This window comes from Hyphomonas sp. GM-8P, from assembly GCF_003263315.1.
GTDB lineage: Bacteria > Pseudomonadota > Alphaproteobacteria > Caulobacterales > Hyphomonadaceae > Hyphomonas.
Genome location: NZ_AWFE01000078.1, coordinates 1 through 15273 on the forward strand (window position 1 = coordinate 1; position 15273 = coordinate 15273).

At 59.7% G+C, this 15273-nt stretch carries 12 protein-coding genes; 6 read left to right on the forward strand and 6 right to left on the reverse strand.

Annotation, left to right across the window (positions count from 1 at the left end; translation table 11 throughout):
• Positions 1-40 precede the first annotated feature (40 nt).
• The 5 genes from HY26_RS12130 to cysD all read right to left on the reverse strand — a co-directional run bounded on the left by HY26_RS12130 (position 41) and on the right by cysD (position 7336).
• A complete protein-coding gene (locus HY26_RS12130; RefSeq protein ID WP_112073718.1) occupies positions 41-1555 on the reverse strand; it encodes an acetyl-CoA acetyltransferase in 1515 nt (504 codons plus the stop codon).
• Between the two features lie 118 nt (positions 1556-1673).
• Positions 1674-3329, reverse strand: a complete 1656-nt coding sequence (locus tag HY26_RS12135) for an NAD(P)/FAD-dependent oxidoreductase (RefSeq protein WP_112073719.1) — start codon at positions 3327-3329, stop codon at positions 1674-1676.
• 84 nt (positions 3330-3413) lie between these two features.
• Positions 3414-4505 (reverse strand): mannose-1-phosphate guanylyltransferase, encoded by a 1092-nt coding sequence (locus tag HY26_RS12140; protein ID WP_112073720.1) that lies wholly within the window; start codon positions 4503-4505, stop codon positions 3414-3416.
• A 21-nt stretch (positions 4506-4526) separates the two neighbouring features.
• Positions 4527-6434: a sulfate adenylyltransferase subunit CysN gene (gene cysN, locus HY26_RS12145; RefSeq protein ID WP_112073721.1), complete on the reverse strand. Its 1908-nt coding sequence runs from the start codon at positions 6432-6434 to the stop codon at positions 4527-4529.
• The gene (gene cysD / locus HY26_RS12150) at positions 6434-7336 is read right to left on the reverse strand and encodes a sulfate adenylyltransferase subunit CysD (protein WP_112073722.1); all 903 of its coding nucleotides are present in this window, start codon (positions 7334-7336) and stop codon (positions 6434-6436) included. Before cysD ends, cysN begins: the two co-directional genes overlap by 1 nt.
• A 311-nt stretch (positions 7337-7647) precedes the next feature.
• On the opposite strand from cysD, the gene glmS reads away from it, so the two are divergent.
• The 5 genes from glmS (at position 7648) to rfbA (ending at position 12927) form a co-directional block, all read left to right on the forward strand.
• On the forward strand, positions 7648-9474 hold the full coding sequence (gene glmS / locus HY26_RS12155; RefSeq protein ID WP_112073723.1) for a glutamine--fructose-6-phosphate transaminase (isomerizing): 1827 nt from the start codon (positions 7648-7650) through the stop codon (positions 9472-9474).
• Positions 9475-9555: 81 nt separating this feature from the next.
• Positions 9556-10131, forward strand: coding sequence for a dTDP-4-dehydrorhamnose 3,5-epimerase (gene rfbC, locus HY26_RS12160; RefSeq protein ID WP_112073724.1), 576 nt, complete (start codon positions 9556-9558; stop codon positions 10129-10131).
• Positions 10128-11180, forward strand: coding sequence for a dTDP-glucose 4,6-dehydratase (rfbB, locus tag HY26_RS12165; RefSeq protein ID WP_112073725.1), 1053 nt, complete (start codon positions 10128-10130; stop codon positions 11178-11180). Before rfbC ends, rfbB begins: the two co-directional genes overlap by 4 nt.
• On the forward strand, positions 11177-12061 hold the full coding sequence (gene rfbD, locus HY26_RS12170) for a dTDP-4-dehydrorhamnose reductase (RefSeq protein WP_112073726.1): 885 nt from the start codon (positions 11177-11179) through the stop codon (positions 12059-12061). Before rfbB ends, rfbD begins: the two co-directional genes overlap by 4 nt.
• Positions 12058-12927 (forward strand): glucose-1-phosphate thymidylyltransferase RfbA, encoded by an 870-nt coding sequence (rfbA, locus tag HY26_RS12175; protein ID WP_112073727.1) that lies wholly within the window; start codon positions 12058-12060, stop codon positions 12925-12927. The genes rfbD and rfbA overlap by 4 nt, the downstream gene beginning before the upstream one ends.
• Here rfbA and HY26_RS12180 read toward each other — a convergent pair.
• Positions 12924-14090: an AGE family epimerase/isomerase gene (locus tag HY26_RS12180; protein ID WP_112073728.1), complete on the reverse strand. Its 1167-nt coding sequence runs from the start codon at positions 14088-14090 to the stop codon at positions 12924-12926. The two genes, rfbA and HY26_RS12180, sit on opposite strands and share 4 nt — an antisense overlap.
• Before the next feature lie 232 nt (positions 14091-14322).
• On the opposite strand from HY26_RS12180, the gene HY26_RS12185 reads away from it, so the two are divergent.
• A complete protein-coding gene (locus tag HY26_RS12185) occupies positions 14323-15246 on the forward strand; it encodes a hypothetical protein (RefSeq protein WP_112073729.1) in 924 nt (307 codons plus the stop codon).
• Positions 15247-15273 lie beyond the last annotated feature (27 nt).

Sequence of the window (15273 nt, forward strand, 5' to 3'; positions counted from 1 at the left end):
GGGATCAGAGGCGGGATCAGAGGCGGGATCACTGCCGTGATCAGGCGAAGTCGAACGTGCCGGTTTCGCCTTCCACCGTGATTTTCACGCTGCGGCCAACAGGGCTGGCATCCTCGCGCAGCGCGGCGAGGGCAGCGGGGCTCGCATTGGCGAGCGCGCGGCGGCCATCCGGCAAGCGGGCGAAGATGATGCCCTTGTCCGGGCCTTCCTTGCCGTGCGTGACGGTGAAGGTTTCGAGTTTCGCGGCGCAGCTCTCTGTGCACACATCAATTTCTTCGGTCGGCCGGGCATAGCGCGCGACCGGCGTGAACTCTGCCGGCTTGGCGGTCGAGTAGACGCCGACGGCTTCCTTGGTCATCCAGCCGCCATTGGCGAGGACCAGGCCAAAGGCGCCGGCGTCGCCGCGCAGTTTCGCGACCATCTCTGCAATTCCGTGCAGGGAGTAATTGTTCCCCGGACCGCCGAAGAAAGGCAGGCCGCCAGTCAGCGTCAGCGGGCGCTTGTCGGTTTTCCAGTCGACACCGAGCGCTTGCGTCGAGGAGAACACGGCGCACGGGAAGCAGGAGTAGAGGTCGAAATGCGACATGTCGGCGGTTGTCTTGCCGGCCTGGCCCAGCGCGCGGGAGATCGCGGCTTCCATCGCGAAGGAGCCGTCCAGCCGTGGGCGGACGGAGATGAAATCGTCCGAGCCTTCGCCTGCGCCGTGCAGGTAAACGCGCTTGTCTTCCGCAATGCCGAGTTCATCAGCCTTGGACGAACTCATAACGATGGCGGCGGCGCCCTGGTTCACGGCGTCCTGCGCGATGAACCATTTCAGGAACGGGTCGGCATATTCGTAGTTCGCCTTGGACGGCGTCGACAGGAACTCGACAGAGTGCTCCACCGGGAACTGTGACCAGGGGTTCTTCGCGGCCACAGCCGTGAAGGGCTGGAACAGCTGCGCCATGGCCTTGCGGTGTTCGCTGCGCGAGCGGCCTTCGCGGGCGGCGATGGCGTTTTCGAACATGGCGTAGAAATAGGCCGGGGCGACAATGCCGTGCTTGATCTCTTCACGGCTCAGCATCATCGGGCCGGTGCCGCGGTCTTCATATTCGGCGTCGGCGCTGTCGGCCCAGTTGATCTCCACGCCATGGCGGCGCGCGCCCTTGGAGGCGCGGTTGGCTTCGGAGCCGGAGATCAGGGCGCATTCGATCTCGCCCTCAAAGACCTTCGCAGCCATTTCGTTGACGAGCGCCTGTGGGCTCTGGCCGCCGACGGTCTCATAGATCAGGTTGGCAGGAGAGGCCCCGATGTCGCGCGCCAGCGTGCCGGGCAGGTTCGTGTTGTGTCCGTGCGGGTGCGGGGCGTTGCGCACCGAGTCCTCGAAGATCCGGACCACGGCGAGCGTGTCGATGGCGTCTGCGATGCTTGCCGCGCCCGTGTCGGCAAGCGCCGCCTTGGAAGCGTCCACCATCAGCGACAGCGGGGAGGGGGCCCCGGCTGGACCGGCAGAGCCGTCCCACTGGCTGAGGCTTTGGCCTACGCCGACAAGAACAGGAAGATCCCCTTTGGCCATCGTTCGCTCCCGAATATATTTATGCCTGATCCCTGCTTATCGCGGGATCAGGCAGGATTCGAGATGGGACGCCGGGGAAACCCCTAGGGTCAATCTGCGGTCAAACCGCAGGCCGGTCTCAGGACGCTTCCGCAGGCGCGCGGGTCAGGGTGAACCCCTTGTAGTCATTCGCGGCGACTTCGTCGCAGACTTCGCGGTAGACGCCGACGCCGCCCACATAAGGCATGAACACGCGCGGCTTGCCGGGGACGTTGGCGCCGAGATACCAGGAATTGGCCTGCGGATAGAGCGTTTCGGACGCGACCTCGTTCACATGGGCCACCCATTCAGCCTCGGCTTCCGGGGTTGCTTCCACGACGGTCAGCTGGCGCTCGCCCATGTCGTGGATGCAGTCCGCGATCCAGTCCACATGCTGCTCGATGGAAACGATCATGTTGGAAAGGACAGACGGGCTGCCGGGGCCCGTGATCATGAACATGTTCGGGAAGCCGGACACGGTGAGGCCGAGATAGGTCAGCGGACCGGCTGCCCATTTGTCCTTCAGCTTCAGGCCGTCCCGGCCCCGGATGTCGATCCGTTCCAGCGCACCGGTCATGGCATCGAAGCCGATGGCATAGATCAGCACGTCGAACTCATAATCGCGTTCGCTGGTGCTAAGGCCGGTTTCGGTGATGGTTTCGATCGGTGTCTTGTTGAGATCGATCAGGTGGACATTGTCCTGATTGTAGACTTCGAAATAGCCGGTATCGACGACCAGGCGCTTCGTGCCGAAGGGATAGGTCTTGGGGATCAGCAGGTCTGCCGTCTCCGGATCCTTCACAATTTCGCGGACCTTGCCAGCAACAAAATCTGCCAGCAGCTTGTTGGCCGCCGGGTCGACACCGGTATCGGCATAAGGCGCGCCGACACAGAAACCGCCCTTCGCCCAGCGCCGCTCGAATTCACGAAGGCGGTCTTCCTCCGATTGTTCCAGCGCCAGCTCTTCGCTCGCTTCCAGCGCCACGATTCCGATTCCGGATTCCCGTTGCTGCTGGCGATAGTCTTCACGGTTGGCCAGCCAGTCTTCCCGCACCGCCGGATCCAGCGGACGGTTATGCGCCGGCACACTGTAATTCGGTGTACGCTGGAAGACGTAGAGCTCGCCGACCACTGGTGCGATGGTGGTGATGGTCTGGATACCGGACGAGCCGGTGCCGATGATGCCGACCCGCTTGCCGGAGAGGTCGGCGTCCTCGGGCCAGGTAGCGGTGCTATAGGTCTCACCCTTGAAGTTTCCGGCGCCCGGAATGTCCGGCGTCTTGGCTGCCGAGAGGCACCCGGTCGCCATGACACAATAGCGTGCCTCGATGGTGTCGCCCTGGTCCGTCGTGATCCGCCATAGTCCGGCCTGGTCATCGTATTGTGCGGACTCAACACGGGTGTTGAAGCTGATATCGCGGCGCAGATCGAACCGGTCCGCGATGTGATTGGCATAGTCCAGCAATTCGCCCTGAGGCGCGTAGCGCTCAGACCATTGCCACTCTTCTTCCAGCTCTTTGGAGAAGGAGAAGGAATATTCCTGGCTTTCAATGTCCACACGGGCGCCGGGATAGCGGTTCCAGAACCAGGTGCCTCCGACGCCGCTGCCGGCCTCGAAGACATGCGCGTTCAATCCCATGCCGCGCAGCTTGTGCAGCATATACATGCCGCCGAATCCGGCGCCGACAATTACGGCATCGTAGTTGATTGTTTTGGCAGATTTTTTATCTGCACCGGCACCTTTGGCTTCCGGCATGATTTTTCCTCCCGCTGCACTACAGCGAGATGGAATTTAGCATAGGATTCAGTTTTTGGAGCCGGTCACGCAGGGGCAGCCCGTTCAGAGGAGGTCTTCACGGCCTGTTTCACGCAAGGCGGAAACGACTTTGCCGACATCCTGCGTCCGGTCTTTCGACGTGATCAGGATGCGCCCGCCTTCCACGATGACGCAAAGATCCTGCACACCGACCAGCGCGACCGTGTGATCCGCGTCTGACAGAACGGTGCAGCCCTCGGAATCAATCGCAATCGGCGGATTTTCGCTATCCTCCTGGCGGATCGAGCCGATCATGCTCCACGTGCCGATGTCGTTCCACTGGCAGTCCAGCGGTGCATAGATGGCCGCTTTGGAGGTCTGCTCCATGACCGCGTAGTCCACCGAGGTGGAGCGCGCTGCGGCGAAGCATTCCGGATCGAGCAGGATATTCCCGTCGACATCGCTTGCCGCTTCCAGCGCGGCGGTGGCGGCGTCCAGAATGTCCGGCGCGTGGGTCTCCAGCTCGTCGACCATCAGCGAAGCAGAGAAGAGGAAAATACCGGCATTCCAGCTGAAGGCCGGATTTGAGATGTACTTCATTGCCGTTTCGAGATTCGGCTTCTCCCGGAATTCCGTCACCGCATAAAGTGATCCGCCAATGGCGTCCCCGCGCTGGATATAGCCGAAGCCTGTTTCAGGCCGGTCAGGCTTGATGCCGAACGTGGTGATGTAACCGGATTTCGCCATCCGGGCGGCCTCGGTGACCGCGGCGAGGAACACATCTGGCTGGCCGATGAAATGGTCCGATGGCAGCAGCAGAATCAGGCCTTCTGCATCCTGCTCAGCAACATGGCGCGCTGCGACGGCGGCGACGGCAGCTGTATTGCGGACCATCGGTTCGAGAATCACGGTACCAGGCTCGACGCCGATTTCTGCCAGTTGCTCGCGGACGAGGCCGGCATAACGCTGGTTTGACATAACCACCGGCGGCGCAAAATCCTCGCCGGTCAGACGCAACACGGTGTCCTGGAAGACGGTCTTGTCGGTCACCAGCCGGTGGAACTGTTTCGGATGCGCCTGCACAGACACCGGCCAGAGGCGCGTCCCTGCGCCGCCGCACATGATTACGGGATAAATCCGCATCGTCTTCCTTTCGCCGCCCCAAGATCTGGCCATTTCAACGGCCGGCACCTGGTATCAGGCGCCAAGGAAGCCATTCTCGTGGAGGTAGTCGAGAATCTCCTCGGCAGCGTCATCAGGGCTTCGGTCGACCGTGTCAATCCGGAGCTCTGGGTTCTCGGGCGCTTCATAGGGGCTCGATATGCCGGTGAAATTCTTGATCTCTCCTGAACGTGCCTTCTTGTAGAGGCCTTTGACGTCTCTTTGCTCTGCCACGTCAAGCGGAGTGTCGACATGGATCTCGATGAACTCACCGTCTGCCATCATGTTCCGCGCCATCTGCCGTTCGGCCCGGAAGGGGGAGATGAATGAGACAAGCGTGATCAGGCCGGCATCGGACATCAGCTTGGCCACATTTGCAACGCGGCGGATGTTTTCCACTCGGTCCGCATCGGTAAAGCCGAGGTCGCGGTTCAGCCCGTGACGGACATTGTCACCGTCGAGAGAGAAAGAGTGCTTGCCAAGGGCGAACAGGCGCTTCTGGAGTGCGTTGGCAATCGTCGACTTGCCGGAGCCGGACAGTCCCGTGAACCAGAGGACGGCGGGCCGCTGCCCTTTCTGTTCGGCCAGCGCATCGCGGTCCACATCCATGGCTTGCCAGTGGATGTTCGATGCACGGCGAAGGGCAAAGTCTATGAGGCCCAGGCCAACCGTATCATTGCTCATCCGGTCGATCAGGATGAAGCCGCCGAGATTGCGGTTGGCGTCGTAGGGGTCGAACGTGATTGCCTGATCGAGCGAGATCGTCGTGACGCCGATCTGGTTGAGTTCCAACGTCTTTGCGGGAACATCCGACAAGGTGTTGACATCAATACCATATTTCGGGGCGTTCACGGTCGCGGTGACCGTTTTGGCACCGACTTTCAGGAGGTAGCGCCGGCCCGGAAGGAGCGGAGATTCGTTCATCCAAAGGATGCGGACCTGGAACTGGTCGGACACTTCAGTCGGATCATCCGCCGTGACGATGGCATCACCGCGTGAGGCGTCGATCTCGTCCGCCAGCGTCAGCGTCACCGACTGGCCGGCCACGGCTTCGGGTAGGTCGCCGTCGGCCGTCACGATCCGCGCGATGGTCGATTGCTTGCCGGATGGCATGGATTTCACCCGGTCACCAGGCTTCACCGTGCCGGAGGCAATCTGTCCGGAGAAGCCGCGGAAATCGAGGTTCGGACGGTTCACCCACTGGACTGGCATGCGGAACGAAGCATTGCGGCGCTTGTCACCCACAGGGACGTTTTCAAGGTATTCCATCAGGGCCGGGCCATCGTACCAGTCGGTTTCATCCGACCGGCTTGTGATGTTGATCCCGGCCAGTGCCGACATGGGGATCGGCTGGATTTCGAGATCTGTCGCAAGCTCATCCGCGAAGGCGTAGAAGTCATCGACAATGTCGTTGAAGATCGTCTCGTCATAGTCGACGAGGTCCATCTTGTTTACTGCCAGGACGAGGCGCCGGATGCCAAGCAGCGTCGTGATGAAGGCATGGCGGCGCGTCTGGGTGAGGATGCCTTTGCGGGCGTCAATCATCAGGATAGCGACATCTGCCGTCGAGGCGCCGGTCGCCATATTGCGCGTATACTGTTCGTGACCGGGCGTGTCGGCGACGATGAATTTGCGCTTATCGGTTGCAAAGAAGCGGTAGGCGACGTCGATCGTGATACCTTGTTCCCGTTCAGCGGCGAGGCCGTCGACGAGTAGCGCGAAATCGATGTTCTCTCCCTGTGTGCCGACTTTCTTTGAATCCGCTTCCAGCGAAGCGAGCTGGTCCTCGAAGATCATCTTGGAGTCGTACAGCAGGCGGCCGATCAGCGTGGACTTGCCATCATCCACAGAGCCGCAGGTGATAAAGCGCAGCAGCGACTTGTTCTCGTGCTTTTCGAGATAAGCGCCGATATCGGTGGCGATGAGGTCGTCAGTGAGGCGCATCAGAAATAGCCCTCCTGCTTCTTCTTCTCCATGGACGCCGACTGGTCGACATCAATGACGCGGCCCTGCCGTTCCGAAGTCGTGGTCAGCAGCATCTCCTGGATGATGTCGTCAAGCGTGGTGGCCGTGCTTTCGACAGCGCCGGTCAGTGGGTAGCAGCCGAGCGTCCGGAACCGGACGGATTTGAGGATCGCCGTCTTGGCGAGGTCTTCCGGCATGCGGTCGTCATCCGCCATGATGTCCACGCCGTTCCAGTTCACCACCGGCCGTTCGGCAGCAAAGTAGAGCGGCACGATTTCGATGCCTTCGCGGCGGATATATTGCCAGATGTCGAGTTCGGTCCAGTTCGACAGCGGGAAGACCCGGATGCTCTCTCCCGGATGGATCCGGGTATTGTAGAGGTTCCATATCTCCGGGCGCTGGCGTTTGGGATCCCAGCGATGCTCGGCTGACCGGAAGGAGAAGATCCGTTCCTTGGCGCGCGACTTTTCCTCATCGCGTCTGGCCCCGCCAAACGCAGCGGAGAATTTGTACTTGTCGAGCGCCTGCTTCAGCGCCTGGGTCTTCATGACATCGGTATGGACAGCGGAGCCATGCGAGAAGGGGCCAACGCCTTCGCGTACACCGTCTTCATTGATATGGACGATCAGGTCCATGCCCATCTCGGCGGCCTTGCGGTCGCGGAACTCGATCATCTCGCGGAACTTCCACGTCGTATCCACATGCATCAGCGGGAAGGGCGGACGGGACGGATAGAACGCCTTCATTGCCAGATGCAGCATCACCGCCGAATCTTTGCCGACGGAGTACAGCATCACCGGGTTTTCACATTCGGCGGCGACTTCGCGGATGATGTGAAGGCTTTCGGCTTCCAGCCTGTCGAGGTGAGTCAGTTGGGGCAAAAGATCGGGCTCCGTAGTACTTGCTGGGGCCTATATGCAAAGACAGGGCGAAGTTTGAACTTAATCTAGCATTCAGATGCGCTGATGGGAGTATCTTCTACTGGCCTGCTGGCACATTGAGGCAGTCCTCCAACTGCTATTTCCCGCCGGCAAAGCGTTTGCCTCCGTCATGTCCGGATTGCTGGTTTGCCCGGAAGTATTGAGGATCCGGCCAATCCGGGGCCAGATCTTGTCGCATTTGATCACAAAGTTTCATTGTTCTGCCGTTTTGCCGCGATCTAAGAGATGCTGAGCCAAGAGCGGAGTGGATTATGTGCGGAATTGTTGCGATTTCAGGAAAAGAGCCTGTTGCCGATCGGCTGATCGATGGGCTGAAGCGCCTGGAATATCGCGGCTATGACAGTGCCGGAATCGCGGTGTCGGCCGCAGGCGGTCTGGACCGTCGGCGTGCGCCCGGAAAGATCGTGAATCTCGAAACGCGGCTCCGCGAACACCCGATGAATGCCACCACAGGCATCGCGCACACACGCTGGGCCACGCATGGGCAGCCGAACGAAAGCAATGCCCACCCGCACATGTCCGGCGGCGTGGCAATCGTCCACAATGGCATCATCGAGAATTTCCGCGAATTGCGGGACGCGCTCCAGGCTGCCGGCCGCAAATTCGAGTCGGAAACCGATTCCGAAGTGATCGCGCAGCTGCTGGACCAGAAGATCAGCGACGGGGCAGATCCGGTCGATGCCTTCGAAGCCACACTGGCTGAGCTGCATGGCGCGTTCGCGCTGGCTGTCATCTTCGAAGGGCGGGAGGGCCTGATGATGGGGGCCCGGCGGGGCAGTCCGCTGGTGCTCGGCTATGGCGAAGGCGAGATGTACCTCGGTTCCGACGCCATCGCATTGGCCCCGCTTACCCGCGACGTCACCTATCTGGAAGAAGGTGACTGGTGCGTTCTGACGCCCGACAGCTTCGATATCCGTAATGCGCGCGGCGAACGTGTGAACCGCAAGCGCGTCACCTCCGCCGTGAACGATGCGCTGATCGAGCGCGGTGAATATGACCACTTCATGCTCAAGGAAATCCACGAGCAGCCGGAGTCGATCGCCCGGTCTATCATGCCCTATGTGGACCAGGTGGCCGGTACGCTGGATATCGGCACGGTGGCGACGGCGTCCTTCACCGCAGCAGACCGCGCGGTCGCGATTGCCTGTGGCACGGCCTATTATGCCGCGTTCACCGCGAAGTACTGGTTCGAACAGGTGGCGCGTCTGTCGCTCGAAACGGATATCGCGTCCGAATTCCGCTACCGTCAGCCGGTGCTGCCGCAGTCCGGCCCGGCGCTGTTCGTCAGCCAGTCGGGCGAGACGGCCGACACGCTGGCCGCATTGCGCTACTGCCGCCAGAACGGGACGACGGCGGTGGCCATCGTGAACGTGCCGGAAAGCTCCATTGCGCGCGAGGCTGCTGCCGTGGTGCCGACCCATGCAGGGCCGGAGATCGGCGTGGCTTCAACCAAGGCTTTCACGGCGCAGCTGTCCGTTCTTGCGGTCATGGCACTTGCGGCGGCCCGGGCGCGCGGACACCTGTTGCCGGGCGATGAAGCGACTGCAATCAAGAACCTGCTGGCGTTGCCGCGCAAGGTGACCGAGGCACTGGAATCGCAGGAGCAGATTGCCGAAATCGCGAAGACGCTGACGCAGGCCAAAGATGTCCTGTTCCTGGGCCGGGGGCGGTACTATCCGCTGGCCCTGGAAGGCGCCCTGAAGCTGAAGGAAGTGTCCTACATCCACGCCGAGGGCTATGCCGCCGGCGAACTCAAGCACGGTCCCATCGCCCTGATCGAACGGGGGCTGCCTGTGGTGGTCGTGGCGCCGAAGGACGAGCTGTTCGAGAAGACGATTTCCAATGTCGAGGAGATCCGTGCGCGCGGCGCGAAAGTGATCCTGATTTCCGATGATGCCGGTATCGCCCTGGCGGGTAACCGCGCCGATCACGTGATCCGCCTGCCGGACGGGGACGGTTTCACCTTGCCGATCCTGGCGGCAATCCCCCTGCAGTTGCTGGCTTATCACGTCGCAGTTGCGAAAGGCACGGACGTCGATCAGCCCCGAAACCTCGCCAAATCGGTTACAGTCGAGTAACCCTTCGCGTGTTGCGGTCAAAATCGGGCATGCTATAGCCGGAGTCGGGCTGCGGGGGCGGTCGGTTTGTCAGGGCAGAGTATGGCCAGATTCGAAAAAGTCGGCGGACTGGAAGGGCTTATCCTCGTTCATCCGAAGCGTATCGGTGACGAGCGCGGCTTCTTCGCTGAAACATTCCGGCAATCAGAGTTCGCGGCTCATGGCATCGACTGCCAGTTCGTGCAGTCGAACCATTCCCTCTCCCAAAGCAAAGGCACGCTGAGAGGTCTGCACTTCCAGAAGGCCCCTCATGCGCAGGCCAAGCTGGTACAGTGCATCGCTGGAAGCCTCCTCGATGTGGTGGTGGATATCCGTCCGGGATCATCGACGTTCGGCCAGCATGCGAGCGTGGAACTGTCCGCCGCGACCGGCAGCCAGCTGTTTGTTCCCGCAGGTTTTGCGCACGGCTTCTGCACGCTCGAGGACGACACACAGATCATCTACAGCGTCACTGAATACTACTCGCCGGAAGCGGAATTCGGACTGGCGTTCGACGATCCCGAGCTCGGCATTCAGTGGCCGTTTCCCCCAAGTGACATGACCCTGTCCGGACGGGACCGTCACTGGCCGGGCCTGTCGGCACTGAAATCCGGCACTGCAATGGCAGCCGTCAAATGAAGCGCTATGTCGTGACAGGCGGCGCCGGTTTTATCGGATCGGCGCTGTGTCATCTTCTGCTGTCCGATGCGGAAACGGAAGTGGTCGCCATCGACCGCATGACCTACGCCGCCAATCCGGCGACGCTTGAAGCGTTGAAAGCGCATGACAGGTTTCGCCATGTTGCGGCAGATGTGTGCGATGCGCAGGCCATGCGCGATGCCGTGAAGGCTGCAGAGCCAGACGCTGTGTTTCATCTGGCTGCCGAAACGCATGTGGATCGCTCGATCGATGGGCCTGCTGATTTCATCACGACCAATCTTGTCGGGACTTACGCGACGCTTGAAGCGGCGCGGGAATACTGGTCCGGTCTGGAGCATGACAGGCGGGATGCTTTCCGGTTTGTTCATGTGTCTACGGATGAAGTCTTCGGCTCTCTTGGGCCGGAGGGGGTGTTCACCGAAACGACCCGGTATGACCCGTCATCTCCTTATTCTGCCAGCAAGGCCGGCGCGGATCACCTCGCGCGGGCCTGGCAGCGCACTTACGGCTTGCCGGTCGTTGTCTCGAACTGCTCGAATAATTACGGGCCGCGCCAGTTCCCGGAAAAGCTCATCCCCCTGATGATCCTGAATGGGCTGGAAGGAAAGCGCCTGCCGATCTATGGCAATGGCGCGAATGTGCGGGACTGGCTGCATGTGGAAGACCATGCCCGTGCCCTGTCTCTCATGGCGCAGGAAGGTGTGCCCGGTGAAGTCTATTGCGTCGGTGGCGGTGCCGAACGGACCAATCTGCAGATCGTGCGGACGATTTGCCGGATCCTGGACGAACGCCGGCCCGCAGGGGCCCCGCACGAGGCCTTGATCGAATTTGTTGAAGACCGGCCGGCGCACGACTTCCGTTATGCGATCGACCCGGCAAAAATCGACCGTGAGCTGGGCTGGGCGCCGGAGCACGATTTCGAGGCAGGACTCGCTGCGACTGTGGATTGGTATCTGGGCAATGAAGACTGGTGGCGCCCGATCCGCGAAGAACGCTATCAGGGCCAACGACTCGGGCAGGTCAGATGACCCCGGTTCTCGTCATCGGGAAGACCGGTCAGGTGGCTCAGGCCCTGGCGTCCGTTGGTGGATCCGTCGTTTTATGCGCCGGCCGGCCGGAAGCAGACCTGACGGATCCTGCTTCCCTCTCACGCACACTTGACGCGACCAACCCGGTCGCCGTGATTAATGCAGGGGCTTTCACATCCGTCGATGGCGCGGAAAGCGAGCCGGAAGCGGCGCGCGCCCTGAATGTGACCGGCCCGGGCAACCTGGCTTCTGCCTGTGCCGAAAGACAGATCCCCCTGATCCATTTGTCGACTGACTGTGTCTTCGACGGCACCAAGCCTGAGCCCTATGCACCGGATGATGCGGCTCATCCGCTGGGTGCCTATGGACACACCAAACTGGAAGGTGAGCAGGCTGTCAGGGATTTGGCGCCGAAATCTCTGATGGTGCGAGTGTCGTGGATCTTTTCCGAATTCGGAAACAATTTTGTCCGTACCATGTTGAAACTCGCGCAGACGCGCTCGTCAGTGACTGTTGTCTGCGATCAGTTTGGTTGCCCGACATACGCGCCAGCACTCGCTGCGGGCCTGCTCGACATGGCCCGGCAGACGGCGGCGCCGGATTTCTCCGATTGGGGTGTGTACCATCTGGCCGGGCAGGGGGAGACGGACCGCGCAACGATGGCCAAGCTGATCTTCGATTGCAGTCAGCGGCTCGGCGGCCCCTTCGCGGACGTCGTCCCCGTTCAAACAGCGGATTATCCGACCCCAGCGAAGAGGCCTTTGAACGCCCGCCTCGACATGTCGGAAACGAGCCGTGTCTTCGGCATTGAAATGCCGGACTGGAAAATCGGACTGGAAAAGACAGTCGGCAAATTGATTGAGGAGCTCTCTGAAGAATGAAGGGCATTATTCTGGCAGGGGGGAAGGGCAGCCGCCTTTATCCGGCAACGCGGGCTGTGTCGAAACACCTGCTGATGATCTATGACAAGCCGCTGATCTACTATCCGATTTCGACCTTCCTGCTTGCGGGCATCACGGAGATCCTGATCATCAGCGCCAAGGGACAGGCAGCGTCATATCAGGCCCTTCTGGGGGATGGCTCGCAATGGGGCGTGAAATTTTCCTATGCGGAGCAGGAAACGGCTGCCGGTATCGCCGAAGCCTTCCTGATCGGTGAAACGTTCATTGCCGGTGATTCCTGCGCGCTCGCGCTCGGAGACAATATTTTCTATGGTGCGGGCCTGACAGGAATGCTGCAGGAATTGGCCGGACTGAAATCAGGCGCGTCGGTGATGGCGTTCCAGGTCAATGATCCGCAGCGGTTCGGCATTGTTGAAATCGGCGCAGATGGCAAACCATTGTCAATTGAGGAAAAGCCGGCCCACCCGCGTGCGAACTGGGCCGTGACCGGGCTTTACTTTTATGGGCCGGATGTGACGGAGATTGCCCGGTCGGTGAAGCCGTCCGCGCGGGGTGAGCTTGAAATCACGTCGGTCAACCAGGCCTATCTGGAGCGGGGGGATCTGAACGTTGTGCGCCTGCCGCGCGGGGTCACTTGGCTTGATGCCGGCACATTCGACAGCATGCTGGAAGCATCGCACTTTGTGCAAACCGTTGAAAAACGCCAGGGGTTGAAGGTCGCCTGCATCGAGGAGGTGGCCTGGCGGCGCGGCCTCATTTCTGTTGGCCAGATGCGGGACCTCGCGGCGGCGTTCAACAATGAATACCGCGACTATTTGTTGTCCCTGCTGGACCAGCCAGATTAATTTACGCGATCGACACCGTAAGGAGCCGCGGTTTCGGGCTTTTGTACTTTTCGTTTGGGTAGGCGATTTCCGAGGCGCATGATTTCAGAAAAAGCCAGAAACAGGTGGTAAAATGTCGAGGATGGAATGTCGGTTGATTTAGGCCGGGCCGCGTGATCGAACGCGTCAACCCACATGCCGGGCGGTGCTGTTTCGCTGAGATGATGAGAAAATAGTGCATTGCAGCACTTTCCTACAGATTCCCAAGGAGAAATGCCCGTGAGCTCGTAGAGTCCGAGCCATCCCTTAATTCGCTCAGTATTCGGCCATGTACGAGAGCCCCGGTCAATTGGAACCAAGTTTTTGTCCAAGCTATTGTAGGTGAGCTGAGTATTTGGATCTATCCCATATTTCTCTGCTCCACTCACTAGCGCTTGGACGATGATTTCATGGTTCTGCCCTGTTAGGAGCTGGTGTTGTGAAAGAATCCACGCCCACTCGAAATGATGTCCCGGTTCTAGTCTGTTCAGGTTCGACTCGATTAAAGGGGTGAGTTCTTCTGAGAAGAACTCTGGAAGTATGTTGGTTCGATTTTGGAAGAAGGAACTGTAGAAAAGCTGTGCCATTTCGTCCGCAAGGTCCCGGAAACGAGCTTCTCCACTCGCTTGCGCCAGGACCAATGCCGCCTCCATCAAATGCATGTGGGGATTTTGCTGACGGGGAAGCGTGGGTGGTAATTGATTGTGGAAACCCTTGCCGGAAGGGTGGCGAAATTTTTGTTCCAGAATGTCCAATGTCTGGTGAGCGAGTTTCAAGGCATCAGTATTTCTGGTCGCCCTGTAGAACCAGCCCAGCCCAAATAAACAGAATGCGAAATCATAAAAATCCGGCGTCGGATCCAGAATTGCTCCTTCGGGAGTTATGGTCTTGGCCCAACCCTTGTCGGGCCCTTGCCAGCAACGGTCTAACAAATAGGCAAATAGCTCTTCTGCTACGGGTAAGGCATCCGCAACGCCAAGCATGCTTGCGTGGCACATGGTGTAAATTTGCCGGGCATTGACGCGTGTACGACGGAAACTCTGATCTGATGGCGTCTTTCCATCTAGAAGGAAGGTTTCTACCGGTCCGCCGAGCACCGGATCTATGCAGATGTTTACCCATGTTGGAATCGCCACCTCGAACATCCAGTGGCGAACTTTTGTGACCGAATTGATGGAATTTACTGACAAACTCGAAATGTTACGCACCTTGCTTTTTAACGCTGACTATCAAGAGTGGAATTCTCTGCACTTCAAGGTCCTAGAGTGAGCCGTAACAACGCTCAAGAGTGGAAGTAGCGTTAAGCCGTGTCGCAATTATGTCAGCGTTGTGCTTGAGAGGTTTTGATTTCTGCGTATCCGTAATGAAAGAATACCAATGGAACTAAATATAACAGAGATCGAAAGCCGGATTGTGCAGCTGATTGCTGCAGAGGGGCCGCTGATCGGCAAGGAACTGGCTGAAGCCATGCCGAAGGTTCCGGTGCTCGCGCTATGGCAGGCCTGCTATCGTAGCCGCACATTCCATGTGTCGCACTTCGCAAGTTACTACCTGCGCTATGACATTACGCGCGAAGACCAGGTGCGGCTCAGCCCGTCGATCCAGCGGGATTTCCTGTCCTTCTCCCTGTTCGGTCTGCCAGGGCAGCGCGATCAGATGATTGAGCGGCAGGGCACGCTGTCGAACATGCATCGCGAAATCAGCCGCGAAAAAATCAGCGTGGCCCAGCAGGTGATGAAGCAATTGTTCGTTAGCCTCGGCCGCGAAGTGCGCAGCCAGCTGTGTGCTTTCATCGCCGGGGATCTTGCCTATTTCCTGGCCCACAATGAGCCACGCGAACACGTCGCCTCCGGCGAGATGGTGAAGGGGTCGGATATCGATATTGTCATCATCCTCAGCGAGTCACTGCCGGACGAAATCCAGACCCGCATCGACAGCGAGATGACCGCCCTGAAGAGCCTGTACCTGCGCCACCCGCAATACCGGCATGAAATCGACTTCATCTGCAAACGCAAATCGGTCATGGAGCGGCAATTCCAGTACACGGATATTCACGACAAGATCGCGAGCAAGATTGCCTATGAATCCATGTTCCTTGGCGGATCGCTGACGCTGTACATGGAAGTGCGCGATGCGATGGTCCGGACGGGGGTCGACAGGCTGATCGAGCAGGATTTCGATCATGCGCTGAAAGACCGAAAGAACGCGATGCACCAATTGCTGAATGTGCCCGGCGACTCGATTGATGAAGAAGCCCGGTCACTGTTCCATTTTTCGCAGGAACGCGTGGAATTTTCGTGATTTGCTACCCATGGCGCGTTGGTGTTC